Source organism: Gemmatimonadota bacterium (genome assembly GCA_009841265.1).
Classification (GTDB): Bacteria; JAAXHH01; JAAXHH01; order JAAXHH01; family JAAXHH01; genus JAAXHH01.
The window spans coordinates 242197-267138 of sequence record VXMB01000014.1 but is presented as its reverse complement, the minus strand read 5'-3'; the positions used below and the strand labels follow the sequence as shown (position 1 = coordinate 267138).

The 24942-nt window shown below is 63.8% G+C and carries 24 protein-coding genes and 3 tRNA genes; 20 read left to right on the top strand and 7 right to left on the bottom strand.

Translation table 11 applies throughout. The features are described from left to right. Positions 1 to 7: 7 nt before the first annotated feature. Positions 8 to 505: a tRNA (adenosine(37)-N6)-threonylcarbamoyltransferase complex ATPase subunit type 1 TsaE gene (gene tsaE / locus F4X08_13855; protein MYD26881.1), complete on the top strand. Its 498-nt coding sequence runs from the start codon at positions 8 to 10 to the stop codon at positions 503 to 505. Further along, positions 429 to 626: a hypothetical protein gene (locus F4X08_13850; GenBank protein ID MYD26880.1), complete on the top strand. Its 198-nt coding sequence runs from the start codon at positions 429 to 431 to the stop codon at positions 624 to 626. The genes tsaE and F4X08_13850 overlap by 77 nt, the downstream gene beginning before the upstream one ends. On the opposite strand, the gene lon is transcribed toward F4X08_13850, so the two are convergent. The 7 genes from lon to F4X08_13815 all read right to left on the bottom strand — a co-directional run bounded on the left by lon (position 613) and on the right by F4X08_13815 (position 9029). Then, a complete protein-coding gene (gene lon / locus F4X08_13845) occupies positions 613 to 3030 on the bottom strand; it encodes an endopeptidase La (protein ID MYD26879.1) in 2418 nt (805 codons plus the stop codon). The genes F4X08_13850 and lon overlap by 14 nt on opposite strands. A 30-nt stretch (positions 3031 to 3060) precedes the next feature. After that, positions 3061 to 4335, bottom strand: a complete 1275-nt coding sequence (gene clpX / locus F4X08_13840; protein MYD26878.1) for an ATP-dependent Clp protease ATP-binding subunit ClpX — start codon at positions 4333 to 4335, stop codon at positions 3061 to 3063. Between the two features lie 9 nt (positions 4336 to 4344). After that, positions 4345 to 4971 (bottom strand): ATP-dependent Clp protease proteolytic subunit, encoded by a 627-nt coding sequence (locus F4X08_13835; protein ID MYD26877.1) that lies wholly within the window; start codon positions 4969 to 4971, stop codon positions 4345 to 4347. Positions 4972 to 4980: 9 nt separating this feature from the next. After that, positions 4981 to 6282: a trigger factor gene (gene tig, locus F4X08_13830; GenBank protein MYD26876.1), complete on the bottom strand. Its 1302-nt coding sequence runs from the start codon at positions 6280 to 6282 to the stop codon at positions 4981 to 4983. Between the two features lie 196 nt (positions 6283 to 6478). Further along, positions 6479 to 6560: transfer RNA gene (locus F4X08_13825), tRNA-Leu, on the bottom strand. Between the two features lie 52 nt (positions 6561 to 6612). Continuing rightward, positions 6613 to 8295, bottom strand: a complete 1683-nt coding sequence (locus F4X08_13820; GenBank protein MYD26875.1) for a S41 family peptidase — start codon at positions 8293 to 8295, stop codon at positions 6613 to 6615. Between the two features lie 119 nt (positions 8296 to 8414). Next, entirely contained in the window at positions 8415 to 9029 is a 615-nt protein-coding gene (locus F4X08_13815) for a CDP-alcohol phosphatidyltransferase family protein (GenBank protein ID MYD26874.1), read from the bottom strand. A gap of 319 nt (positions 9030 to 9348) precedes the next feature. Between F4X08_13815 and hrcA the strand changes: the two genes are divergently transcribed. The 18 genes from hrcA (at position 9349) to F4X08_13725 (ending at position 24922) form a co-directional block, all read left to right on the top strand. After that, positions 9349 to 10380, top strand: coding sequence for a heat-inducible transcription repressor HrcA (hrcA, locus tag F4X08_13810; GenBank protein ID MYD26873.1), 1032 nt, complete (start codon positions 9349 to 9351; stop codon positions 10378 to 10380). Between the two features lie 207 nt (positions 10381 to 10587). Then, on the top strand, positions 10588 to 11412 hold the full coding sequence (grpE, locus tag F4X08_13805) for a nucleotide exchange factor GrpE (GenBank protein ID MYD26872.1): 825 nt from the start codon (positions 10588 to 10590) through the stop codon (positions 11410 to 11412). 21 nt (positions 11413 to 11433) lie between these two features. Further along, entirely contained in the window at positions 11434 to 12585 is a 1152-nt protein-coding gene (gene dnaJ / locus F4X08_13800; protein MYD26871.1) for a molecular chaperone DnaJ, read from the top strand. Positions 12586 to 12635: 50 nt separating this feature from the next. Beyond that, positions 12636 to 13550: a 50S ribosomal protein L11 methyltransferase gene (gene prmA / locus F4X08_13795; protein MYD26870.1), complete on the top strand. Its 915-nt coding sequence runs from the start codon at positions 12636 to 12638 to the stop codon at positions 13548 to 13550. Continuing rightward, a complete protein-coding gene (locus F4X08_13790) occupies positions 13550 to 14293 on the top strand; it encodes a 16S rRNA (uracil(1498)-N(3))-methyltransferase (protein ID MYD26869.1) in 744 nt (247 codons plus the stop codon). The genes prmA and F4X08_13790 overlap by 1 nt, the downstream gene beginning before the upstream one ends. Positions 14294 to 14353: 60 nt before the next feature. Next, positions 14354 to 14698, top strand: coding sequence for a histidine triad nucleotide-binding protein (locus tag F4X08_13785; protein ID MYD26868.1), 345 nt, complete (start codon positions 14354 to 14356; stop codon positions 14696 to 14698). A gap of 155 nt (positions 14699 to 14853) precedes the next feature. Beyond that, complete coding sequence (gene rpsU, locus F4X08_13780) at positions 14854 to 15051, top strand: 30S ribosomal protein S21 (protein MYD26867.1); 198 nt, start codon at positions 14854 to 14856, stop codon at positions 15049 to 15051. A gap of 16 nt (positions 15052 to 15067) precedes the next feature. Next, positions 15068 to 15550 carry a GatB/YqeY domain-containing protein gene (locus tag F4X08_13775; GenBank protein MYD26866.1) on the top strand — a complete coding sequence of 161 codons (483 nt, stop codon included), beginning with the start codon at positions 15068 to 15070 and terminating at the stop codon, positions 15548 to 15550. A gap of 82 nt (positions 15551 to 15632) precedes the next feature. Then, positions 15633 to 16169 carry a CvpA family protein gene (locus tag F4X08_13770; GenBank protein MYD26865.1) on the top strand — a complete coding sequence of 179 codons (537 nt, stop codon included), beginning with the start codon at positions 15633 to 15635 and terminating at the stop codon, positions 16167 to 16169. Positions 16170 to 16189: 20 nt separating this feature from the next. Continuing rightward, a complete protein-coding gene (locus tag F4X08_13765; protein ID MYD26864.1) occupies positions 16190 to 18676 on the top strand; it encodes an endonuclease MutS2 in 2487 nt (828 codons plus the stop codon). Positions 18677 to 18788: 112 nt separating this feature from the next. Further along, positions 18789 to 19370: a thioredoxin family protein gene (locus F4X08_13760; GenBank protein ID MYD26863.1), complete on the top strand. Its 582-nt coding sequence runs from the start codon at positions 18789 to 18791 to the stop codon at positions 19368 to 19370. A gap of 51 nt (positions 19371 to 19421) precedes the next feature. Next, positions 19422 to 21233, top strand: coding sequence for a DNA primase (locus F4X08_13755; protein ID MYD26862.1), 1812 nt, complete (start codon positions 19422 to 19424; stop codon positions 21231 to 21233). Positions 21234 to 21321: 88 nt separating this feature from the next. Next, a tRNA-Ile gene (locus tag F4X08_13750) sits at positions 21322 to 21395 on the top strand. Between the two features lie 6 nt (positions 21396 to 21401). After that, a tRNA-Val gene (locus tag F4X08_13745) sits at positions 21402 to 21475 on the top strand. A 69-nt stretch (positions 21476 to 21544) separates the two neighbouring features. Then, positions 21545 to 22372 (top strand): HAD family phosphatase, encoded by an 828-nt coding sequence (locus tag F4X08_13740; protein MYD26861.1) that lies wholly within the window; start codon positions 21545 to 21547, stop codon positions 22370 to 22372. 18 nt (positions 22373 to 22390) lie between these two features. Then, on the top strand, positions 22391 to 23221 hold the full coding sequence (locus F4X08_13735) for an HAD family phosphatase (protein ID MYD26860.1): 831 nt from the start codon (positions 22391 to 22393) through the stop codon (positions 23219 to 23221). A gap of 160 nt (positions 23222 to 23381) precedes the next feature. Further along, positions 23382 to 24065: a hypothetical protein gene (locus F4X08_13730; GenBank protein MYD26859.1), complete on the top strand. Its 684-nt coding sequence runs from the start codon at positions 23382 to 23384 to the stop codon at positions 24063 to 24065. A gap of 80 nt (positions 24066 to 24145) precedes the next feature. Further along, on the top strand, positions 24146 to 24922 hold the full coding sequence (locus tag F4X08_13725; protein ID MYD26858.1) for a LarC family nickel insertion protein: 777 nt from the start codon (positions 24146 to 24148) through the stop codon (positions 24920 to 24922). Positions 24923 to 24942: the final 20 nt, after the last annotated feature.

The window sequence follows — 24942 nt, the reverse complement described above, 5'->3', positions numbered from 1 at the left end:
CGTTTCGATACATGGGGACGCGCAGGCCCGGTCCGAGCGGCGCCGTTTCGACACGGACGGCCCCGGGCAGACCGCGCGGGTCGGGAGACGGCTGGCGGCGTGGCTGGCGCCGGGGGACACGGTGCGGGTGTCCGGTAACCTGGGCGCGGGGAAGACCTGTTTCATCCAGGGGATCTGCGCGGGCCTCGGCGTCGCGGAACCGGTCACGAGTCCCACCTTCACCCTCGTGAACGAATACGTCGGTCAGCTTGGTCAGCCTGGCCGGGTCCCCGTGGCACATTTCGATCTCTACCGCCTGGACGACCCGGAATCGGTGCTGGACCTCGGCTTCGACGAATACCTGGACGCGTGCGTCTGCCTGGTCGAATGGGGAGACAAGTTCCCGGGGATCATGCCGTCCGACGCGGTAACGGTCCACATCGAAATCGGTGCGGGAACGCGGAGAACGCTGGAGATCGAAGGCGGTAGCGAACTGGTGTCCGATCTGGAGGCAGCGGCGCGTTGACCAGGCGGCCGGGCTGGCCAGGCCGAGCCGGAGTGAGGGCAACCCAGGCGGACCAGGCCGACCGGGCAACCCAGGCGGACCAGGCGGACCAGGCGGGCCGCTGAACGCTAGACCGGCTTGATGGACGGCTGAGTGACGGACTGGGCGGGAAGCAGGGCGGGCACGCGGGATTCTACGACCGTCATGCCCATGGTCCGTTTCAGGACTTCGTCCATGGTCGATACGGGGATGATTTCGATCCCGTCCTTCACCTCGGGCGGCACGTCCACCAGGTCCTTCCGGTTTCGGAGCGGAATCGCCACTTCCTTGATGCCGGCCCGGAGCGCGGCGATCAGTTTCTCGTTCAGTCCGCCGATGGGCAGGACGTTCCCCCGGAGCGTGATCTCGCCCGTCATGGCGATGTCGCACCGGACCGGCACGCCGGTCAGGGCCGAACAGAGTGCCGTCGCGATCGTGATGCCCGCGGACGGTCCGTCCTTGGGGATGGCGCCTTCGGGCATGTGCACGTGGATCTCGACGTTCTTGTAGAAATCCGGCTCGAGTCCCAGCGAGGCCGCCCTGGACCGGGCGTAGGTGAGCGCCGCGTGGGCCGACTCCTGCATCACTTCCCCCAACTGGCCCGTCAGCGTCAGTCTCCCGGCGCCGCGGCGGTTCAGTACACTGACCTCGATGGTGAGGATGTCGCCGCCCGACTGCGTCCACGCAAGCCCCGTGGCGATCCCCACCGAGTCCTGTTTCACCACTTCGGAGTCCAGGTAGCGCGGAACGCCGAGGTAGCCTGAAAGCTGATTGCGCGTAACCTGCATCCGCTTGCCGGACCTTCCTTCCACCACCTTGCGGGCCAGCTTGCGGCAGACCGCGGCGATGTGGCGTTCAAGTCCCCGGACGCCGGCCTCGCGGGTGTATTCCCGGATGATGGCCAGCAGGGCGTCCTTCCTGAACGTGACGCGTTCCTTCTTCAGTCCGTGGGCCTCGATCTGCTTCGGCACGAGGAACTCCTTCGCGATGGCCAGTTTCTGCGTTTCGAGATAACCGGGCAGCTCGAGGATCTCCATGCGGTCGTTCAGTGCCGGGGGGATGGTCTCGGTGGTGTTGGCCGTCGTGATGAACAGTACCCGGGACAGGTCGTAGTCCACTTCCAGGTAGTGGTCGTTGAAGGCACTGTTCTGTTCGGGGTCCAGCACCTCGAGCAGGGCCGACGCGGGGTCGCCGCGCACGTCCCGGCCGAGTTTGTCCACCTCGTCGAGCAGGATGACGGGATTGACCGACTTGGCTCGGCGCATCGCCTGAATGATGCGTCCGGGCATGGAACCGATGTAGGTCCGGCGATGCCCCCTGATCTCCGCCTCGTCGTGCACGCCGCCGAGGGACATACGGACGAACTTGCGGCCCATGGCGCGCGCGACCGAACGGCCGAGGGAGGTCTTGCCCACGCCGGGCGGGCCGACCAGGCACAGGATCGGTCCCTTAAGGTGCCGCGTCAACTGGATGACCGACAGGTACTCGAGGATGTGTTCCTTGGGTTTTTCCAGCCCGTAGTGATCGGCGTCGAGCACGGACGCCACCCGGGCGATGTCCCGGCTGTCCCGTGTGCGTTTCCTCCACGGGACCTCGACGAGCCATTCCAGGTAGTTCCGGATCACCGTCGCTTCGGGTGAAGTCGGGTGCATCTGCTGGAGCTTCTCCAGCTCGTTCATGGCCTTTTCGTGGGCTTCCTTGGGCATCTTCGCGTCCGCGATCTGCTGGGCCAGGCCGTCCGGGTTCTCCGGCAGGTCCTCCAGTTCGCCCAGTTCCTGTTTGATCACGCGCATCTGTTCCTGGAGAAAGAATTCCCGCTGCGACTTGGTTATGCGGTCCCGGACTTCCCCGTCGAGCTGGTTCTTGATCTCCAGGATCTCCAGTTCCGTGGCCAGGAGGGCCGCCAGCTCATCGAGCTGCTCGATGATCGACGGCGCTTCGATGAGCCGTTGCTTGACCTGGGGGCTCTGCTGGATGAAGGCCGACATCGTATCCACCAGGCGCTGGGCGTCGTCCATGTTCTGCAGGGACAGCAGGATCTCGTCGGGCGCCTGCTGGTTCAGCTTGATGTACTCCGTGAACTGGTCCACGACGGTCCGCAGTCTCGCCTGCACCTCCGCCTCGGTGTCCCCCGCCTCCTCCACCAGGGTGATCTTCACCCGCATGTACGGGTCCGTGGACAGGAACCGTACGATCCGCGCGCGGACGATCCCCTCGACGAGCACGCGGATCAGGCCGTTGGGCAGTTTCACCACCTGCAGGATGCGGGCCACGATGCCGGTCCGGTGCACGTCCTCTTTCGCGGGCTGCTCGATATCCGGGTTCCGCTGGGCGGTCAGGAAGAGCAGCCTGTCGTTGTTGACCCCGTGCTCTAGGGCCTTGATGGAAGCGTCCCGCGCAATGATGAGGGGGTATTCCATGTAGGGGAACACGACCACTTCACGGAGGGGGATGAGCGGCAGCTTGTCGTCGAATGTGATGGGTTCGTTGCGTTTCAGGGTGATCATGGGAAACCGTTGATGCCACGGGGTGGGGGATCAGGCGCTTTGCTTGCTTTCCTTGCCCTGAACGTAAACGGGCGGCGATTTATCCGTGACGGTCTCCCCGGTGACGATCACTTCGCTCAGGTCTTCCTGCGTCGGCGCGTTGAACATCACGTCCAGCATCACTTCCTCGAGGATGGACCGCAGCGAACGCGCGCCCGTCTTCTTGTCCATCGCCTCGTTCACCACCGCCTGAAGCGACTCGTCCGTGAAGGTCAGCTTGACGTCTTCCATTTCGAGCAGCCGCTGGTATTGCTTCACGAGGGCGTTTTTTGGCTTGAGGAGGATTTCCATGAGGGCGTCGGCGTCGAGTTCGCCCAATGTGGCGATCACCGGCAGCCGGCCGATGATCTCCGGGATGAGGCCGTACTGCAGCAGGTCGTCCGGTTCGACCCGGGCGAGGAGTTCGCTCGTATTGCGGCTCGCGGAATGCTTCGATACGCCGCCGAATCCGATGGTCCCTTCCGCGGTCCGCCGCTCGATGATCTGGTCGAGGTCGTCGAAGGCGCCGCCGCATATGAAGAGGATGTTCCTGGTGTTGATCTGGACGAAGTTCTGTTCGGGGTGTTTCCGGCCGCCCTTCGGGGGCACGTTGGCGATGGTGCCCTCCAGCATTTTGAGCAGGGACTGCTGCACCCCTTCTCCCGACACGTCGCGGGTGATGGAGGGGTTGGCCGACTTGCGCGCCACCTTGTCGACTTCGTCGATGTAGACGATGCCGCTTTCGGCTTTCGGCACGTCGTAATCGGCGGCCTGGAGCAGCCGGACCAGGACGCTCTCCACGTCTTCGCCCACGTATCCGGCTTCCGTGAGCACCGTGGCGTCCGCGATGCAAAAGGGCACGTGAAGCATCTTCGCCAGGGTCTGGGCCAGAAGCGTCTTGCCGGTGCCGGTGGGACCGATCAGCAGGATGTTGCTCTTCTCGAGCTCCACGTCGTCCTGGCCGGCCTGGGCGGTCTGGGCGGTCTGGGCGGCGCCGTGCTGTATTCGCTTGTAGTGATTGTACACGGCCACGGAAAGCACCTTCTTGGCCTGTTCCTGGCCGATGACGTATTCGTCGAGGGCCTCCTTGATCTCCGTGGGCAGCGGCAGATGCTCGACCGTCGACAGGGTGCTGCGGCTCATCTCCTCCTCGAGGATCCCGTTGCACATCAGGATGCACTCGTTGCAGATGTATACGTTCGGACCCGTGATGAGGCGTTCCACCTCGTCGGCGTTCCGGTTGCAGAAGGAGCAGCGCAGGTCCCGCGGTGTCGATCGCTTCTTCATGATCCGATCCTAGGCGGTTTTGCCGTTCAGCGACTCGGCGATAGCTTTGGAAGCGGCGGTTTCGACCACGTGGTCCACCAGCCCGTATTCCACGGCCTGTTCCGGCGACATCCAGAAGTCCCGGTCCGTATCCGCTTCGATCTTGTCCACCGATTGTCCGGTATGGTGGGCCATGATCTCGTTCATGGTACGCTTCATGCGCAGCATTTCCTCGGCCTGGATCTCGATGTCCTTGGCCGTGCCGGCCATGTGGGGAATGGAAGGCTGGTGGATCAGAATGCGCGAATAGGGCAGGGCGTAACGTTTGCCGCTCCCGCCCGCCGTGAGGAGGAAGGCGCCCATGCTCGCGGCCATGCCCAGGCAGTAGGTCTCCACGTCGGGCTGGATGAACTGCATGGTGTCGTAAATGGCGAGTCCCGCGGTGATGCTGCCGCCGGGGCTGTTGATGTACAGCTTGATGTCCTTTTCGGCGTCTTCGTACTGGAGGTAGAGCAACTGGGCGATCACCAGGTTCGCGATGGTGTCGTCGATCGGCATGCCGATGAAGACGATGCGGTTCTTCAGCAGCAGAGAGTAGATGTCGTAGGCCCGTTCCCCGCGGCCCGTCTGTTCAATCACCATCGGCACTAACATGATGCGCTCCTTCTACTCCGTTTGTATGTCGGCGTGCTCCACGAGGAATTCAACGACTTTCTCTTCCCTCAGATCCGCTTCGATGCGGTCCAGCCTCCCGTTCTCCCGGAAGAGCCTGCGGACCTGGTCGACCGAGGCCTGTCCCCTTGCCGCGACAGCCTCCAGCCGCTCGTCCAGCTCCTCCTGGTCCACCGCCAGCTCTTCCTGCTCCGCGATGGCGTCCAGGATGAGGTGGCGCATGATCTGGCCGTTCGCCACCGGGCGGTACTCCTGGCGTATGGCGTTCTCGTCGACTTCGTCCCTGCCCCGCGTCGACCGGCGCGCGTCGGCTACGACCTGGTCGAGAAAGGCCGTCATCATGGATTCGGGCACTTCGAATTCGTGGGCGTCCACGATCTGCGTGACCAGGTCCCTGCGCAGTTCCAGGTCCGGTTCCCGTTCGATTTCCTCGCGGACAGACTGCTTCAGGGCGTCCAGGCTCTCCATGCCGATGTCCACGGCGAAATCGTCGTCCGCTTCCGGCAACTGCCTTTCCAGTACTTCGTGTACGTGCACGATGAAACAGGCCTCCTGGCCCGCCAGGTTTTCGTCGGAGTAATCGGACGGCAACGTGGTCTTCACGGTCCGGTCCTCATCGGCCCCGACTCCGGCCAGCTGGGTATCGAACCCCTCGCCCAGCCGTCCCGAACCGACCTGGAAGAACTGGTTCTCTTCCTTGCGTCCGATGATCGGCACTCCGCTGGCATCGGCGTGCTGAATATCGGCACGGATGAAGTGATCCTTCTCCGCTTCCCCGTCGATCCGTACCACGCTGGCGTAGCGTTCCCGCAACCTCTCGAGCCGCTCGTCCACGTCCTCATCCGTCGCGTTCACGGTCCGCCGGGTCACCCGCAGTTCCTTATACTGTTTCAGTTCGATGGCGGGCTTGACTTCCACGCTTGCCCGAAGTTTCAGGTCCTGCCCCTCGTCGAATTCGATCTCTTCGATCACGGGTTGGCTGATGGGCTTGATCTCCGCGCGCTCGTGGGCGCTGTTCAGATACTCCGGGATCTTCTTTTCCAGCACTTCCGCGCGGATTTCATTGCCGAGTTGCGCCTTGAGCACGCTCAAGGGTACCTTGCCCCGGCGGAACCCGGGAAGGCGCACCTCTCTACTGTAACGCGCGTAGGCCTCGTTCAGTTCGGATTGAATCGCGTCGGAGGGCACTTCGATCTCAAAGACGCGTTTCCAGGGTTTGGGTTCGGAAACCGTATAGTTCAAGCCAATCGCTCCCTTCGCCTCGCTCGCTTGCCTGCCTGTCCGGGCCGGACCGATCTGAACCGGGCTGACCGGGCTGGAACGGGCTGACCGGGCTGGAACGGGTCGACCGGGCGGCGCTGCGTAGACGGGCCGCGGACCAGAAGCGGCGCGGCCGCCGTTCGTAAAGCCGTCGTAATTAACCGTGGAGGGGGTGGTGTGTCAACGGAAAAGCGCCCGGGATCCGGGGCCTGTGACAAAACCCGGGGCAAGATGCGAGGGGGGGGAGTCGAACCCCCATGGGTTGCCCCACTGGATCCTAAATCCAGCACGTATACCAGTTCCGCCACCCTCGCGAAGCCCGCGTACCTCGATGCCCGGGTCTCTGCCGGCGGCTTGCCGCCGCCACTATTCCGCGGGATCGTCACCGAGCAGCTTCCGGTATTCCCGTTCGTCATTCAGGATCTCCAGGGACGCCCTGATCTGGGGGTCGTGCCTGGCGGCGAAGGCATAACGGCCCGCCGTACCCCAGAGTTTCGCGCTGATCTCCGTACCGATGCGGGCCACGAGCAGGGCCCGGTGCCTGGAGTACTCCAACTCGCGCTGACGGTTCAGTTTGCCCCGCAGGTCGGCGAGCGATGCCATCACGTCGTCGGCCGGCACGCGGTCCCGGACGATCTCTTCCAGTTCGTCGAGCGACTGTTCCGCCACGGAGGTGTAGGTGAAGGACCGCGTCTCGACGAACCGGCGAAAGGCGTCTATCATCTCGTCCGTGACGTCGAAAGTCGCCTGGTCCGCTTCGGGGTTGTTCGACACGTAGTGGATGGCGAACTTGATGAACATGCTCTGGTTGTTCAGGGCGCGGATCAGGTTGGGGTATGCCGGGACCTCGATCTCTACGTCCGGCGCGATACCGCCGCCTCCGTAGACGGTCCGCCCGATTCTCGTCTCGTACGAAGTCCTGTCGGACCCGTCCGTACCACCCGGCACGGAATTTGACGCGAAGCTGTCGTCCGTACGCTCCCCGGTCTTCTGGATGAGCCTGCCGCTCGGCGTGTAGTACCTCGCCGTCGTGATCTTCAGGGCCGTCCCCTGGTTCATGGGGAATATCTGCTGCACCGAAGCCTTGCCGAAGGTCGGCTGGCCGGCCACGACGCCGCGGTCCCAGTCCTGTATCGCTCCGGCGACGATCTCGGACGCGCTGGCGCTGAACCGGTCGACGAGCACCACCAGCGGCGCGTCCTCCAGCGTGTAGGATTCCGGCGCGTGGTACGACCGCTGATCCGAACCGGGCCTGCCCATCGTGTACACGATGAGACGGTCCTCCGGCAGGAACTTCCCGGCTACGTCCACGGCCTGCTCCAGCAAGCCCCCCGGGTTGCCCCGCAGGTCCAGCAGATACCCGCCGGCGCCTTGCGCCTGAAGCCGCTTCAAGGCCTGTTCCACCTGTATGGAGGCGTCTTCGGTAAACTGGTTAAGCTTGATGTAGCCGGTATCGCCTTCCAGCATGCCCACGTAAGGTACCACGGGTATGGTGATGATGGCCCGCGTCACCGTGAAGTCGATGAACGCGTCCTCGCCTTCCCTGCTGACCGAGATCTTCACGGATGTCCCGGGACTTCCCCGGAGGAGGTCCGCCGCCTGCGACACGTCGATGTCGGCCGTGGACGCTTCCTCGATCCGCACGATGCGGTCGCCGGTCTGCAGGCCGACGTCGAATGCCGGCGTGTCGTCAAACAGCGCGACGACGACCAGAGCGTTCTCCTGCTTCTGGATCCTGATGCCCAATCCACCGTACTTCCCCTGGATCTGCATCATTTTCATCTCGTCGCTCTGCTTTTTCGGCAGGAACTCCGTGTAGGGATCGAGCGTGCCGAGCATGCCGCGGATGGCCGCGTCGATCGCTTCTCCCTCGTTCAGGTCGTCCACGTACTTGGCGCGGATGCGGTCCACGACCTGCTGCAGCAGTTTCAGGTCGTACTGCTGATCGCCGATCGCCTGCGCCCGGTCGTGCCTGATAACCCATACGGCACCCAGCAGACCGATGAATACCAGCAAGGCCAGGGTGATTTTCCTGTTTTTAGCCCACATGAACCCAACTCCTGTGACGTTAAGCCGTCACGCTTCGCATTGGGGACCGCGTCAACGAACGACGGTCCGCCTTCCCGTTTTCCCTAGCACCGGGGATTTCCCGGATCCCGGAACCTTCCTCAACCCTTCGATGTCCTGCGTATGTGGAACAGGCGGGTGATGGCCGTGTAGTTCGACACCACGGCAATCAGGACCAGTGCGACGGGCAGGTACGTTTCCCCGAGCAGCGCGCCCAGCCCGAGACAGACGATCCGTTCCGGCCGCTGCATGAGTCCCACGGTGCATTCCTGGCCGAGTCCCTCCGCGCGTGCGCGGACGTAACTGACCATCAGGGAGCCGCTGATCGCCATCACGGACGCCAGCACCCAGTAGGCGTTCAACGCGCTGTCTGCCGCGTTGAATAGATAGAAGGCGATGATGCCGATGAATACGGCGATCTCAGCGTAGCGGTCCAGCGTGGAATCGAGGAGCGCCCCGAAGGTGCTCCGGGTGCCCGTCTCCCGGGCGAGATGCCCGTCCAGCACGTCGCAGCTGCCGCCGATGAACATGACCAGTCCCGCCCACCTGAAAGCACCGAGTCCGAAGAGACAGGCCGAGACCAGGGTGATCCCGAAGCCGATCATGGTCAGCGCGTTGGGATGTATCCCGAATCGCACCGACGTACGGACGAAGGGGCCCAGCATGTTCACGTACCATGTCTTCACTTTCGAACTCAGCATGGCAAACTCCCGCATCGGGCCGCGGCGCGTTCCCGCCTGCTACCGGCGCGTCTTACCCCGCCTTGCGGCGCCCAGCGCAACCGGGTCGACGGACGGAACCCGGCGAGGGTTTTCATTGCCGGAGACATGTTGCGAAAATATAGCCGAGGCGCCCACCGCAGTCAAGTAAAAGTCATTGCGTACCCGGGGGAAAGGCGTCCTTTCCGCCCCGCTTTTCGCTTGACATCGACCGGTGCGATTCGTAAATAAAGAATCAGTTTTTTGCGGGCTTCGCCGCTTCCGCAGCCGGCCCTTGACCGTCCTCCTTTCAGACCATGCTGACTGCAGGATCGAAATGGCATATACCCTTCAGACCGACCGGGACAAGGACATACTGCGGAACCTGGTGGAACACCACGTGTCCACGGGCCAGCCCGTCGGTTCCCGTTCGATCGCCAGCCAGGGCCCGCTCGACGTCAGTCCGGCGACGGTGCGCAATACCATGGTGAATCTCGAGGACGCGGGCTACATCACCCGTCCTCATCCCTCCGCCGGAGGGGTGCCGACGGACAAGGGTTACCGGTACTACGTGGACGCCCTCCTTCGCATGCGGCCCATCAACAGGCGGGACCGGGAGCGGATCCATCTCGAACTGGAGAACGACTGGCTCAGCGTGCAGGAGCTGTTGAGCCATACCGCGCAGATTCTCGGCCTCGTATGCCGGGAAGTCGGCGTGGCGCTGGCGCCGAAACTGTACGACGGCAGGCTCGAACGGGTGGAGTTGATCCCGGTCGCCCGCCGCAAGGTGCTGCTGGTGCTGACCCTGGCTTCCGGAATGGTCAGGAGCATCGTTGCCGAACTCGATGCCGATATCCCCAAAGACCGGTTAGACAGCGCGAGCTGGTTCCTGAACGAGCGTCTGTCCGGCTGTTCCCTCAGGGAGATCCGGGGCCAGCTCGATGAACGCCTGGAAGACGCGCCGCAGTCCAGGCGGAAGATCGTGCAGCTGTTCATCCAGTACAGCGAATATCTCTTCGATTTCGAGGAAAACGAGAAAACCCATATCGGCGGCACGACCTATATCGTGTCGCAGCCGGAGTTCGTGACGGACTACACGAAGCTTTCGTCGCTGCTGCAGTTTCTCGAGCACAAGCGGACGGTGGCACACTGGCTGAGCGAGCGCCATCACGACAACCGGATCGCCGTCACCATTGGACGCGAGAACGGGCAGCGTGAAGTAACCTCGTGCAGCGTGGTGACTTCAACTTACAGAATCGGCGACATGACGGGCGTTATCGGGGTGATCGGCCCGACGCGCATGCCCTACGCGCGGCTGATGTCCGTCGTCGGCTACACGGCGAGGTACCTGAATACGAAATTCGCTTGAGTCCCAGGGGTTTTCGAACCGAACCGGTTTACCAGCGGACGTGAGCGATCACGCCCGCTTCGTTTTGATATGCCGGTCGCGTCCGGGCGTTACCTGGCGAAACGGGCGGACATTGCAGAACGGGCAAAAGCGGTAGAACGGACTGAACGGACTGAACGGAAAACGGTCGTCCGTGCTGAATTCCGGCGTAGTGACAGGAGGTTTGAAGTGTCTATGGGCAAGGAAGAGGAAGCAGCAATCGAGTCTTCGGCGTCGCCCGGTGACGCAGCCGAAGTGACCGGGACCACGACGGAGGATAACGACCCGGAGGCCGGAGAGGATTCCGAGGCCGGGGCCGATTCCGCGGCCGGACCGGACCATGGCGCCGAACCGGGTAACGGACCGGCGGCCGGGGCGAAGGATCAGTCCGGCGGGGCCGCGTCCGGCGCTGAAACGGACTCCGGGGAGCTATCGGATGGGGCTGCGGTCGATGCGGAGGAAGATGAACAGACCAGACTGGCCGAGGAGGTCCTGCTTTACAAGGACCGCCTGGTACGCCTGGCCGCCGAGTTCGACAACTACAAGAAACGGACCGGCCGCGAGTTCACCACGCTGGTAAAGAACGCGGGTGAATCGCTGATCACCGAGCTGCTGCCCATCCTCGACAACATCGAAAGGGCTCTACAGGCTCCGCAGACCTCCGACGAGACCCGGTCCTTCGCCCAGGGTTTCGAGATGATCCGGCAGCAATTCCTGGAGAAACTGGAGAAGGCGGGGATGAAGGAGATCGCCGCCGAGGGAACGCCCTTCGATCCCACGCGGCACGAAGCCGTCATGGCCGTAGAAAACGAAGAACACCCGGCCGACACGGTGATCAACGTGGTCGAAAGGGGCTACACGCTTAATGAAAAGGTCCTGCGGGCGGCCAAGGTCATCGTAACACGCGCACCGGCGATATCACCGGGCCAGGCAGACCAGACAGACCAGACAGACCAGACAGACCAGACGGACCAGACGGACAAGGCGGAAACGGAGAACCAGGACGGCAGTTAGACGTCGGGATCCTATTGTAAGATGAATAAACAGGACTACTACGATACCCTGGGCGTGGCGCGCTCGGCATCCGAGGACGAAATCAAGAAGGCGTACCGGAAGCTGGCCATGCAGTATCATCCGGACCGGAACCCGGACGACAAGGCGGCGGAAGAGAAATTCAAAACGGCCGCCGAAGCCTACGAGGTGCTCAGCGATCCGGACAAGCGCACGCGGTACGACCGGTTCGGCCACCAGGGCGTGGCCAGCGACTTCGGTTCGGGCGGCTTCCAGTGGACGGACTTTTCCCACGCCGGAGACTTCGAGGACATCCTGGGGAACCTGTTCGGAGGCGGCATATTCGGCGACCTCTTCGGCGGGCGGACCCGTGGGAGGGCAAGCAACCGCGGCGAGGATCTGCGGGTGAACCTCAAGCTGACCCTGGAGGAACTGGCCCAGGGCGTCAGCAAGACGATTCGCATCAAGCGTTACGTGCCCTGCGACAGCTGCGAGGGCGTCGGCGCCGCCGACCGGGACGGCGTGCGGATCTGTCCCACCTGCCACGGTCAGGGCCAGGTGCAGCAACGTGCGTCCTCCCTGTTCGGCGTCGTGATGAACGTGACGACCTGCCCGAACTGCCAGGGGCAGGGGAAGACCATCGACCGGCCCTGCAGCGCGTGCCAGGGGCAGGGCAGGCAGGTGAAGACGGTTACGGTCAAGGTGGATATCCCGACCGGCGCCGGCGACGGGAACTACATGCGACTCCAGGGCCAGGGCCACGCGGGGATCCGCGGCGGACCGGCGGGCGACGTGCTCGTCGTCATCGAACAGGAGCCCCACGAGTACTTCGAACGGCAGGAAGACGACGTCATCTACGTCATGCCGCTCAGTTTCAGCCAGGCGGCCCTGGGCGATCAGGTCGAAGTCCCGACCCTCTCGGGCAAAGTCCGTCTTACCATCCCCCCCGGTACCCAGTTCGGCAAGGTGTTCCGGCTGCGGGGCAAGGGCATGCCCCATCTCAACGGGTACGGCCAGGGCGACCAGCTCGTAAAGGTCATCGTGTGGACGCCCACGGAACTCACCGGCCGGGAAAAGGAACTGTACCAGGAGTTGTCCCGCCTGCACAGCGGGAAGACACCGGAAAACGACCGGGGATTCCTCAACCGGATCCGGGACGAGCTGTTCGGCGACTAAAGCCGCCGCGGAAACTCGAACTCCGACCCGCGTCCGCCCGATCCTCGCCTATGCGCCACTGGGTTGAAGTCACCATAGCCGTCTCGCCCGAAACCGAAGAAGCGATCGTCAACGCGTTCTGGGAACTGGGGTCCAGCGGGGTCCAGCAATCCGGGGGCGGAAGTACCGGCGCATCCGATCGCGTAACGGGCTTCTGGCCCGATCTGCCCGGAGTGGACGAGAAGCTCCACCGGGTCGCCCGCCTGTGGGAGGAACTTCGCAACCTGGGCCTGGCGGAAGGTCCTTGCCGGATCTCCACGCGCAGGGTTTCCGAAGACGACTGGTCCGGGAAATGGAAAGCGCAGGTGGGGCCCGTCCGGGTCTCGGAAGGGCTCATGGTCGCCCCGCCCTGGTCCGACGTGCCCCGGTCCAATCGCTCGCTCGTGGTGCGGATCAACCCGGGCACCGGGTTCGGCACGGGCGGCCACGAAACCACGCAACTGTGCCTGCGGCAACTCGAAAAGCGGATCAGGCCGGGAGACCGGGTGCTTGATGTGGGATCGGGTTCCGGCGTGCTCTCCATCGCCGCGGTCCTCCTGGGCGCTTCCCGGACGACGGGAATCGATATCGATCCCGAGACCATCGGAAACGCGCGGGAGAACGCCCGGCTGAACGGGGTGTCCGGCCGGGTCGACCTCCATGCCGGTCGCTTGGAACATCCCGCGGTGAGCGGCCGTTACCGGGTCGTGGTCTCCAACATCAGCGCGGCCAGCCTGACTGCCATGCTTCCCGGTTTCGCAGCCCACCTTCACCCCGGTGGCGAACTGATCCTGTCCGGACTGCTCATCGAGGAAGCCGGGTCATTCGAAGCTTCGCTGGCCGGCGAAGGATTTTCGCTGATCGAGCGGGAGACCCAGGGCGTCTGGTGGGCCGGCGCGGCGATCCCGGCAACCGGCCGGGCAGCAATCCATGATCGGCGGAATTGATGGAATTCAGCTACGTGCCCCCGGAACGGATCACGGGAAATTCGGCCTTCGTTACCGACAAGGACGAACAGCATCACCTGGTCCGCTCATTGCGGAAGAAGCCGGGGGACGCCGTGCATTTCGTGGACGGCGAAGGCTGGATCTACGACGGCGTGCTCGTAAGCTTGAAGCCGGAGATCGAAATCCAGATCCGGGACCGCCGGAGAGACCGGGAGACGGAATCGCCCGAAGTCACGCTCGCACCGTCGCTGCTCAAGGGGACGCGGCTGGACACCGTCGTCGAGAAGGCGACGGAACTGGGTGTTTCCGCCATCCTTCCCATGCGGAGCGCCCGGACGGTGGCGGGCGGCAGGCCGGCCGGCGGACCGGCCGGTCAGCGGCTGGACCGCTGGCGGCGCATCGCCCTGAGCGCGATGAAGCAGTCGCTGCGCGCCCGGTTGCCCCGGATCGAACCGGTCACGAGCATGGGGGACGTCGTGGGGACCGCGTCATCCTACGACCTGGCCCTCATCGCCTGGGAAGAGGAAGGGGAAAGGCGCCCGGGCCTCGCGGCGGGCCTCGACGCGACGGCAAGACGCGTCCTGCTGATGATCGGTCCTGAGGGCGGTTTCGCCGGGGAGGAGATCGCCATGGCCCGTGAGGCGGGCATGGTGACGGTTTCCCTGGGACGTTCGCGCCTGAGGTCCGACACGGCGGCCATCGCGGGACTGGCCCTGCTCATGGCGGCGCTGGACGCCCCGTGACCGAGACTGACGGGAGTCACCGCCCCGTGTCAAGCACGAGGCGCAATGGAGGACGATAACATGTCCGAGTGTCTGTTCTGCCGGATCGTCGCCGGATCGCTGCCCACCGAATTCGTCTACGAAGACGAGCACGTCGTGGCCTTCCGGGACATAAACCCCGCGGCCCCGGTGCATATCCTCGTCGTGCCGCGGGCGCATATCGAAACGGTCGCCGACCTGGGCAGCGACGGGACCGGAGTCATGAGCCGGCTCACGGCGGCGGCGAACCGGATCGCCCGGGAAACCGGCGTCGACGCCGGCGGATTCCGGCTGATCGTCAACTGCGGCCCGGACGGTGGCCAGACCGTTTTCCACCTCCACATGCACCTGCTCGGAGGACGCAAAATGCCCGAGCTGGCCGCTTGAGCGGCGATGGGCGGGACGAAGAGCGCATATCGGGACTGAACGAATTAAACTCCTTGCTTTTTCAACCGGTCCGTGGCATATTGGATAGGCTTGAATAGAGACGGAGAGTAAGACTTGGTTCACCCGATTCGAGAGGCATGAGAGGGGGTGTGAGGATGCCAGGTATTCGTGTCAGGGAAGGAGAACCGTTCGAAAAGGCCCTGCGTCGTTTTACCAAGACTTGCGAGAAAGTCGGCATCATGTCTGAAATACGCAAGCATCAGCATTTCGAAAAGCCAAGCGCGAAACGCAAGCGCAAGCTGAACGCGGCGAAGCGGAAGAATCAGAAGCGGCTCCAGCAGGAAAGATACTGATCGACCGGAGCGGGTCATGGCGCTTAAAGAGCGTTTGACGGATGACATGAAGTCGGCACTCAGGAACCGGGAGACCGTACGCCTCGGACTGGTCCGCATGATACGCGCGCAGATCAAGAACCGGGAGATCGCCAAGGGGAGCGAACTGGTGGACGAGGAAGCGGTCGAGGTGGTCACTTCCCTGATCAAGTCCCGGAGAGAAGCGCTGGAATTCGCCGTCAAGGGAGATCGGCAGGACCTGGTAGCACAGGCCGAAGAAGAGCTGGAGATCCTCGCGTCCTATCTTCCGGAACAGCTGTCCGATGAAGAAATCAGATCCGTGGTCCGGGAAGCCATCGAACAGTCCGGCGCCGCGGGACCGGGAGACCTGGGCAGGATCATGGGCGCGGTCATGCCCCGGGTAAAGGGCCGGGCGGACGGCAGGCTCGTCAACACCATCGTGCGGGAATGCCTGGCCGGCCTGGCCACGCAGGACATGCAGTCCATGCAGACCGGATGATGCCCTCAAAATCGCGGTCAGCGGCGGTCCTGATTTCGAAGCCTCTCCGAATCCCCGGGGAGGCTTTCCGTGTTTAGATGCCATGAACTGGATTGATATCGCCATCGGGATACTCGTATTCTTCCAGGCGGCAACAGGCTTTCGCAAGGGATTGGCACGGAGCCTGCTCGACCTGGCGGGTGTTGTCGCGGCGGTGGTCATATCCCTGACCCAGTTCGGCCTGGTGTCCGATTTCCTCAGCCGCTTGACCGGCATTACCACCGGCTGGCTGCACTGGTTCAGCCTGTTCGCCTGCCTGGTCCTGTCGCTCGCGTTGGTCAACGTCGTGTCCGGCGTGGCCGGCCGGTCGCTACGGGGCGCTTCGAAGTCCCTGCTCGACCGCGCGGCCGGCTTGCTGCTCGGCGGCGCGCGCGGCTGCGTCATCGCGAGCCTGCTGTTGATCCTTTATGCATTCATGCCTTTCTCCGGTACGGCGAAGACCCAGCTCGATCGGTCGTCCCTGGCGCCGGACGCCATGTCCATCATACCGGCGATCATCGATACCGTCATGGACGGCGTCGCTCCCGATTCCCCGCCTGTCATGGAGAAATTGGAACGGTACCTGCTTACCGGACGGTGACGATTCGAGAACGACTGAACATGAAATCCGGAATACCTTCCCACACGCTGAAAGTACTGGAATTCGACGCCGTCAGGACCATGTGTTCGGAGAGAACGGTCTCCGTGTCGGGCCACCGCCGGGCCATGTCCCTGGAACCGGGCAAAGACGTCGTCGTGATCCGGAACAACCTGCAGACCGTCACCGAGATGCGCGGATTCCTGGACCGGGCCGAAACGGTTCCCCTGCGAGGCATAAAGGACATCAGTTCGGCCCTGGAACAGGCCGGCGTGGCCGGTGCGAGGATGGAGCCCCAGGCCCTTCTCGACGTGGCCGACACCCTCCGGGTAAGCCGACGCATGCGGGCATTCGGCCAGAGATTGCATAATCGATCCACAGCCCCCCACGTCGCGTCGCTTACAGCCGGGCTGGGAGACTTCCAGGAGATCGAAAACTCGATCGGGCAGGCCATCGACGGCGACGGCAACATACGTGACCATGCAAGTCCCGGGTTGCGGCGAATCCGCGCGGACCAGCAGACCATGCGGGAGCGCGCGCGAAACTGGCTGCAGCGGTTCATCCAGTCGGAAGCCGGGGCCAGAGCGCTGCAGGAGCCGGTCATCACCATGCGGGACGGGCGGTACGTGGTCCCGGTACGCATGGACCACCGCGGCCAGGTGCAGGGCGTGGTCCACGACCAGTCGGCCAGCGGCGCCACGGTATTCATAGAACCCATCGGCGTCGTCGAATTCAACAACCGGCTGCGCGAACTGATCGTGGCGGAAGGCCGCGAGATCGAGCGCATCCTGCTGTCCCTGACCGACCAGGTACACCAGCAGGTGGAAGCCATAACCGTTTCGTACGGCCTGCTGGGCCAGCTCGACTTCTTTCACGCGGCGGCCGTGCTTTCCATCGACCTCCGGGCCGCGCCGCCTCGGTTGAATATCGACGGACGCATCGTCCTGCGCAACGCCCGGCACCCCATCCTTCAGCTGTCCGACCAGTGCGAAACCGTCGTCCCGCTGAACCTGGAGGTCGGGGAAAGCGCGCAGACGCTCGTGATCACCGGTCCCAACATGGGCGGCAAGACGGTCGCCCTGAAGTCGATCGGCATCCTGACCATGATGGCCCAGGCCGGACTGCACATACCGGCGGACGACGACACCGAAATCGCCGTGTTCGACACCATCTTCGCGGACATCGGGGACGAGCAGTCGATCGAGGCGAACCTGAGTACCTTCTCGGCCCACCTGGTGCATATCCGGACCATACTGGACGAGGCGGGCGATGGCACCCTGGTGCTCCTCGACGAGCTGGGCGCCGGCACGGATCCATCGGCGGGATCGGCCATGGGCATGGCCATCCTGGAATCGCTGACCTTGCGGGGGACCGTCACCGCGGCCACGACCCACTTCGATACGCTCAAGGCTTTCGCCTCCCGGACCGAGGGGGTGGAAAACGGTTCGATGATTTTCGACGTGGACACCCTGACGCCCTCCTACCAGTTCAGACAGGGCATCCCCGGCGCCAGCTACGCACTGGAAATCGGCAGCCGGCTCGGCATGCCCGGTGACGTGCTCGAGCGCGCCTCCCGGTTCATGGGCACCGCCGAAAAGCGCCTGGACGAAGTCATCATGGAAGTGGACCGGAAGCACGAACTGCTCGTCGCCGCGCAGGAGCAGGCAGACCGGCTGCGCGCCGAACTGGATGGACTGAAACGGAACTACGAGGACCAGATCGCTTCTTACCGGCAAAAGGAACGCGACACGATCGCTGCCGGCCGGGAGAAGATGGACCGGCTGCTGAAAGACGCCCAGGCCGCCATCGACCAGGCGGTGGCCGCGGTCCGCAGGGAACAGGCCGCGGCTGCTGCCGTCGAGGCATCTCGCAAGACCGTCGGGGACCAGCGCGCGCAGCTTCAGCACCTGCTCGACTCCATCGATTCCGGTGCCACTTCCGCTGAAGGAGACGCCGGGGAGGCCATCGCGGACAATGCGGGCGCCGCTGCGGAACGCGCCGGGGATCTCACTGCGGAATCCTCCGTGAACTCCGGTGCGGGACCCGCCCGGGAGGCCATTTCTGCGGGCGACGAGGTGTGGGTGGCGTCGCTTGGACAGGCGGGGAGCGTGATCCAAGACCTGGGAGACCGGCTGCGCATCCGGACCGGCAGGATGGAGATCACCGCCCGGCGGTCCGAGGTCCGTCTGCATAAACCCGACCCCGCGCCGTCACGGGGAAAACCGGCAGGCCGCGTGGAAGTACGGATGGACCGTCCACGCGCTGCCCTGACGGAACTGGACGTGCGGGGCTTCCGCGCCAGGGAGGCCATCGACGCCGTGGACCGCTACATCGACCAGACCACCCTTGATGACCTCAACGAAATCCGTATACTTCATGGTAAGGGTACCGGGGCCCTGAGCAGTGCGATCCAGGAGTTTCTGCAACAACACCCCCTGGTCAAATCTTCCCATTTCGCCGAACAGCGCGACGGGGGGACCGGGGTGACCATCGTGGAGATGAAGGACTGAGCGCGTTCGCGCGCTGCCGTCGCGGTAGCGCCGCGGTGGCCGGTTCAGACTGCGGCAGACGGACTATCCATATTCGATTTCAGTTAATGTTCTTGAGACAGGAGGGACGAACATGGCCTTTACGCTGCAACTGGGCGAATCCGCGCCGGGGTTCTCGCTACCGGCGACGGACGGCAGGACCTACAGCCTGGACGATTTTTCGACCGCCGAGACGCTGGTGGTGTTCTTCACCTGCAACCACTGTCCCTACGTCACCGGTTCCGACGAAGTGACGCGCGTTTCCGCGGAGAAATTCGCGTCCCGAGGCGTCCGGTTCGTCGGGATCAACTCCAACAGCGAGGTTACCCATCCCGACGACGACTTCGATCAAATGGTCGTACGGATGAACGTCCATCGCTTCCCGTGGACCTACCTGCGCGACCTGTCCCAGGATACCGCGCGGGCGTACGGCGCCCTGCGGACCCCTCACTTCTACGTCTTCGACCGGGACCGCAGCCTGGTATACACCGGCCGCGGCGTCGACAGTCCCCGGGACGCGGACGGCATCACGGTGAACGACCTGGAAGCGGCCCTCGACGACGTGACGGCGGGACGTCCCGTGCGGACGGCGCTCACCAACCCCATCGGGTGCAACGTCAAGTGGGAGAACCAGGACGCGCACTGGATGCCGCCCGAGGCGTGCGACCTGGTGTGAAGACCTTGAACAAGCCCGCCCCAGGCCGGCGGCAAACGCGGGGAGAGCGCCTTGGCGCGGATACCGGAAGAGCTCGTAGATTCGATCCGTTCGCAGGCGGACATCGTGGACGTCGTGTCCGACTATGTCACGCTGCGCAGATCGGGTAAAAACTACCTGGGACTCTGTCCGTTTCACGACGAGAAGACGCCTTCCTTCAGTGTCAACCAGGAACGCCAGATGTTCCACTGTTTCGGATGCGGTAAGGGCGGCAGCGTGTTCACCTTCCTCATGGAGCACGAGAACGTCACGTTCGTCGAAGCGGTCCACCATATAGCCCGCCGGCTTCACATCACCATACCCGAAACGCCCGGGGAACGCGAGGCCGGCAGCGAGGCGGAAAGCCTGGCGCGCGTGACCCGGTTCGCCGCCCGGTTCTTCCACGACCGGCTGCTGAACAGCGATCGGGATTCCGTCGTCCGACGGTACGCCGAACAGCGCGGGCTGTCCGAAGAGACGATAAAGTCCTTCGGACTCGGCTACGCGCCCGACTCCTGGAACGACCTGCTGAACGCCGCCCGGGAAAAGGGCATCGGCGCGGATTGGCTCGTCAAGGCCGGATTGGCCAAGACAGGTGAGCAGCGTACCTACGATGCCTTCCGGAAACGGCTCATCTTTCCCATCCAGGCGCCGAGCGGCCGCGTGGTCGGATTCGGCGGGAGAGCGCTTTCCGACGAGGACCAGCCCAAGTACCTCAATTCACCCGAATCCCCCATCTACCGGAAGAGCCAGGTGCTCTACGGGCTGTACCAGGCCCGGGACGCGTTGCGGCGGCAGGGACAGGCGCTGGTCGTGGAAGGGTACATGGACCTGCTCGGCCTGCATGAACAGGGGATCCAGGGGGTGGTCGCCCTGTGCGGAACGGCGTTGACGCGGGAACAGGCCCGGCTCCTGGCGCGGTACGGGCAGCAGGCGTACCTCGTCTACGATTCGGACCAGGCCGGCGTGCGGGCGACCTGGCGCGCCATCGAGCCCCTGGTGGAAAGCGGGCTCTGGACCCGCGTCGTGCGGCTGCCGGACGACTACGACCCCGACTCCTACGTGCGGGAACACGGGCAGGACGGGTTCATGAAACTCGTCGAACAGGCCGATTCCCTGGCCGATTTCATGGGCTATCATGCCAATCTCCAGGCAGCGGGCGATCGGGACGAGGTATTCCGGACGCTGGCCGGCCTGATCCGAAAGACGGCGAACCTGGTCCACAGGGAAATGTACCGGGAAGAAGCCGAACGCCGGTTTCCGGCGCTGCAGGGCCTGCTGGCCTCTGAACTGCGGCGTCCGACCGGACCGGGCGGACCGGGCGGTTCGGGCGGACCGGGCGGTTCGGGCACCGTGGGGCGTGATCGCCAGGCGCCCCACGCCGCGCCGGCGCGGGACGGCGACGAGCGGGTGGAACGGGACCTGGTCCAGCTCATGCTCAGCGACCGGACCATCGCCGAACTCGTCGAAGGCCAGCTGGAACCGCAGGATTTCAAGTATCCCCTGTACCGCCGGATCGTCGAACAGTGTCTCGCCGGACTGGGCGGCGAGCGTTCCTACGATCTTTCCGGCCTGATCGATACCATCGACGACGAAGAGGCCGCGCGGGTAATCACGGAACTGATCAACACGTCGGACTCCGGCGTTCACCTGGAGCAAAGAGCCCGGGACCATATCGTCCGGATCAAGCAGAAACGGCTCAAGGAAAGTATGGCCCGTCTGATGGAACAGATCAAGCAGATGGAAACGGGGGGGCGAAGCAGCGAATTGAACGACGCCATGGCCACTTACATGGAACTCAAACAACAGGAAAAAGTCCTGCTGCGGTCGGCCCGCGGCGATTGAAATGCCGCCCCATCTTTTGCTTGACGATGACCCGCCGTTCGCCTATATTGGTCCCGCTTGTCGGGCATGCTGACTGGGCGTCTACCATGGGCCTGTAGCTCAGTTGGTTAGAGCATCCGACTCATAATCGGACGGTCCCAGGTTCGAGTCCTGGCGGGCCCATTTGCCGGGCGCTTAGCTCAGCCGGTTAGAGTGCCACGCTCACATCGTGGAGGTCAGTGGTTCGAGTCCACTAGCGCCCATCGGGTGTAAAGGTTTACGTCGAAAAGCGGAGGCTTTCCAGAAGTCTCCGTTTTTTAATTGGGTCTGTCATGTATCGTCTCCTCGCCCTGGACATCGACGGCACGCTGCTCGACGGCAGGCGGGAAATGTCCGATGCCACGGTCGACGCCGTTCGGTACGCGGCCGGCCGCGGCGTCCGCGTCACGGTGTGTACCGGGCGAAGCCTGCCCTCCGCCGAGGAGGCCGTGCGGCATCTGCCGTTGAACGCCCCCTACGTACTGAACAACGGCGCCATGATTTACGACGCCCAAGGTCGTCGCGCCAGGTATCTGCGAAACCTGCCGAGCCATCTTGCGATGGACGCCGTCCGGGTCTTTCGCGGCATCGGGTTTCATCCCATCGTGTACGGCCCCCTGCCCGAAGTGCAGTACTTCTACTATGACTCCTTCGATCCGGACAACCAGGCGTTTATAGACTATGCCGCGCAGAACGCCGACCGCGTTCACCGGGTGGACGACGTCTGCGCGTTTCTGCGCCAGGACATTGCCTGCATCACGGTCGCCGAACGCAACGAACGGGTCGAGTCCAGAGAATCACACATCAGGGCACAGCTGCCTGATACGGGGGTGGTCTTCGAAATCAGTCCCTGGGACCCTGGCTACCACGTCATCACGGTCATGCCGGCCGGCGTATCCAAAGGCGACGGACTGCGCAGGCTGGCCCGGCTTCTCGGGATCGGGCTCTCCGAGGTCATGGCCGTGGGGGACAACCTGAACGACCTGGAAATGCTCGACGTCGCGGGCCTGGGCGTGGCCATGGGAAATGGCCCCCCAGAAATCCTCGCCCGGGCGGATCATGTCACGGCTTCGGTGGACGACGAGGGCGTCGCCCGGGCTATCGAGCGCTTCATAAAGTGAATTGAAAGAGTTGCGGGCATGACCTACGACCTGATCGCCATCGACATCGACGGCACGTTGCTGACCTCGCGCCGCGAGGTCTCCCCGGTAACGCGCGAGGCGCTTCAACGGGCCGTCTCGGCCGGGAAGCGCGTGGCGCTCTGTACCGGGCGAAGCCTGAACTCCGGCCGGACCGCGGCGGAGCAGGTGCCTTCCTCCACGACGCTGGTCTTCCACAGCGGCGCGCTCATACTCGAGCACCTGGACGGTCCGTTGCTCCGGGCGCAAAACCTGCCCAGGGACCTGGCGGCCGACCTGGTCGATTTCTGCAGGCGGCGCGGTCACGACCCCCTCGTCTATGAACCGGTCCCGGAAAGCCGGTACATCTGGTTTGAACACCCCCGTTCGGCGAACGGCTGGCGAGAACGCTACCTGGAGGCCAATGCGGACAAGGCCCTACAGGTGGACGGCCTGGAACATGTGCTGCACCGGGACCCGGCGCAGATCGCGGTGGCCGGAAGAGGATCGTCCATGCATGAACTGAAGGCGGAGCTGACGGAATACGGCGATCGGATCGGCGTCATCTTGTCGCGCAGCACCCTGGTGGGCGACTACTGGTGCATGGAGATCGTACCGGCCGGCGTGTCCAAGGCGAAGGCCCTCGCTTTCCTCGGCGAACGCTACGGAATCGGAGCGGAGCGGATGATCAGTATCGGCGATAACTTCAATGACCTGGACATGATTGAATACGCCGGCCTCGGCGTGGCCATGGGGAACGCGCCCGACGCCGTGCGGCGCGCGGCGGACGTGGTCGCGCCGGACAACGACGCCGACGGTGTCGCCCACATCATCGACACCTGTCTGCTGTAAGCGCTTCCCCGGTCCGGCCGGTCCGGGGAGAATCATTTGATTTTTTAACGGATTTCTCTATCTTCCTGTATAACCCTGTTGACGCAGACGACGGACAAAACGAGAGATGGAGTCTGTACCGAAACAACGTGACCCGTATCGGGACAAGGAGATTTTCAAAATGACTCGAATGGTTATGGCTACCGCGGCGCTTTCCGCGCTGTTGCTGCTGATCGGAACCGCAGCGCCCCTGCATGCCCAGCATGACGATCCGAACATGGAATGGGTGATGGACGGCCCCCTGTATGACCGTCTGGGCGGCGAAGAGATGATCATGGGCGTGATCGACGACTTCGTTGCCGCGGCCGTGGATGAGGAACCGTTGAAGGGCCATCTCAAAGGGGTCGACCAGGATGCGTGGAAGGAGACCCTGCTGGCCCAGTTCACTTTCGTCTCCGGCGGTGAAATCGAATACGTCGGCAGCAGTTTCAAGGAAAGCCTGGCGGAAATGGGCATCGAGGAAGCATCCATGGAAACCGTCGCCGATCAACTGACGATCGCGCTGGAGTTGAACGAGGCCTGGCCGGAAGACGTGGATGAACTGCTGGTCGCCCTGGAATTGAAAGAAGCCGAATTGACCGAAGAGGAGATGGCCGAAGAGGGGATGACCGAAGGGGAGATGGAACCAGGAAGCAGCCAGGACAGTGAGGCCGGGGACGCCGGTGGGGAAGCGACCGCGGACAGCGAAACAGGAGACGCGGGTGACGTAACCGTGGAAGCGGACAGCGACGCCGGGGACGCCGGTGGAGATGCCGAAGCCAGTGAAACCAGTGACGCCGCAACGGACGACGGCCCCCGAAATTAGCCGGACCCGCTTTTCCAAACGATTCGCATGACCGGACGAAGAACGGAGATCGTCCGGTCATTTATTTATGGGGCGGATGGATGGCCATAGCGTACTTCGACTGCTTCTCCGGCATCAGCGGCGACATGATTCTTGGCGCGCTGGTGGACGCCGGCCTGGATTTCGATACGCTGAACAGCGAACTGGAGAAACTCCCCCTGGACGGTTTCCGGCTCACCCGGAAGACGGTGACCCGGCAGCATATCGCGGGAACCAAGATCGATGTCCTCGTCCGGACCGCGGAAGGCCGTGAAATCATCGAAGGGCCCGGCGAATCCGGACCCTTCCACGACCACGGAGAAGCGAGGCACCTGGACGATTTGATCTCCGTCATCGAAGGCAGCACGCTCGACGGGTCCGTCAGAAGCCGGGCCATCGAGGTGTTCGATCACCTGGCGACGGCGGAAAGCAAGGTGCACGGCATCTCGAAACAGGAGGTACACCTGCACGAAGTCAGCGGGGTGGATGCGGTCGTGGACGTCGTGGGCGCCTGCATCGGCCTGGCCCTGCTCGACATAGACCGGGTATACGCGTCGGCGCTGCCGGTGGGACGGGGCTTTATCCACTGCGCGCACGGCCGGATGCCCGTCCCCGCCCCGGGCGCCTTTGAGCTGATGCGCGACATGCCGGTTTACCACACCGGGATCGAAGGTGAACTGGTCACCCCGACCGGCGCCGCGTTTCTTAAAGCTACGGCAAACGGGCACGGGGTCCTGCCAAGGATGATATTGAGAAAGATCGGCTATGGCGCCGGTACGAAGGATCTCCCGGAACACCCGAATCTGCTCCGGGTATGTATCGGCGACGGTGTGGACTGACCGGGTCGAAGCGGACCCGT